This window comes from Roseateles sp. P5_B10, from assembly GCF_056400485.1.
Genome location: NZ_JBFULE010001033.1, coordinates 1 through 1,595 on the forward strand (window position 1 = coordinate 1; position 1,595 = coordinate 1,595).

At 69.2% G+C, this 1,595-nt stretch carries 1 protein-coding gene; it reads right to left on the minus strand.

Annotated features, from left to right (window positions below; translation table 11 throughout):
* Window positions 1–1,481, minus strand: a 1,481-nt coding sequence (locus AC1DU6_RS30495; protein ID WP_477861824.1) for a sensor histidine kinase, incomplete at its 3' end; no start/stop codon positions are given.
* Between the last annotated feature and the right edge of the window lie 114 nt (window positions 1,482–1,595).

The following is a 1,595-nucleotide window of genomic DNA, read 5'->3' on the forward strand; positions in this document are numbered from 1 at the left end:
TGCACATCCAGCGCGCGGCTGCGGTGCTCCAGCAGCAGCAGGGCGTTGCGCACGCAGTCCAGCAGCGACACGGCGCCTGTGACCTGCTCATCGGCCTTGCGCGCAAAGCTCTTCAGCTGGCGCGTGATCTGACTCATGCGCTCGACCATGTCGTCCATCAGCTGCAGATTGGTCGCCACCGCGTCCTGGCGGCCGGCTTCCAGCAAGCGGATCGAGTTGCGCGCCAGCGCGCGCAAGGCGGTCAGCGGCTGGTTGACTTCGTGCGACAGCCCGGCCGACATCTGACCCAGCACGGCAAGCTTGCTGGCCTGCAGCAACTCGCCTTCGGTCTGCAGGCGCTGGGCGATCTGGGTCTTCAGCGCGTCATTGGTCTGGCGCAGCTCGGCGGTGCGGCTGTCCACCAGTTGTTCGAGCAGGGCGTGGGCCTGCTGCAGCTCCGTTTGCGCTTTGGTGAGCTGGCGCAGCGCGCGCCGGCGCGACGACAGATAGAGCACGAGCAGGCCGATGCTGGCGCCAAACGCTGCACCGCCCCAGGCCGCGAGCTGGGCGCGCTGGCGCACCTCGGTCAGGTCCGACAGAGCCACCAGGCGCAGGCCCAGCGGCACGATCTGGCGCTGCTGCGCCAGCATGGGCTTGGCACCGGGCAAAGGCAGGCTGACTTGCTGGCCCTGGTGCACCTCCAGCGAAGCCGGCAGGTCCAGGTTGGGGCCGATGGCCTGCGGGTAGCGCGCACTGGCCTGCAGGGCCTGGCGGCGCGACGGGTCGGCGTGGCCCAGCACGGCGTACTTCCAGGCCTGCACGGAGCTCATGATGACGACGTCCTGATCGTCAGCGATGAGGATGCGTTCGTTCTGCGAGCGCAGGCCGAGGTCGATCCACGTCGCTTCCAGTGGCGCGAGGTTGAAGCGCACGACGATGACGCCCCGGAGCGGGATATCACCCGCTCCCGCCGATGACACCTGGCTGGCCCCGCGCAGCGGGTGCAGCAGATAGAAGTCGGTGCTGCCGGTGTTGGCATCGGCGGCAAAGAAGTGGGTGCGGCCCTGGGCGAGGGCCTCGGCCAGCCGCGCCGGCGGCGTCAGCGCTTCGCTGGCCGACAAGACCTGGCCCTTGGCGTCGGCGACAAAGATCTGGTGGGTGCCGGCGCGCACATTGACGCGGGCCAGCATCTGGCTGGCGGCCCGGCGGGTCGCTTCGTCGCCCGGCGCCTGCATCAGGGCCTGCAGCGTCGGCGCGATGGCCAGCAAGCTGGGCAGGGAGGCGTGTCGGCCCAGCTCGGCAGCAAGGTTGGAGGCATAGAGCTCCAGCCGCTCGGTGCTGAGTGCCGACAACTGCTCGCGGCCGCTGCGTTCACTGATGCGGTGCGCGAGCACGAAGCCGAGCACCATCAGCAAGCCTGTCAGGAAGAGATGGAAGCCCGGCCGGCTCAGCAGGCGGAGGAGGCGCAGCGCGCGCGGGCGAAGAGAGGCAGTCACAACCATGGCAGGGCCGTGTAGTTTGCCCATGCGATGGCGCGCACGACAGCGCCTGCAGCAGTTTTTTCGACGCTGGCGGAGAACCGCTCGCAGTCGCTGCGGTTTGTGCGGATTTCCGCC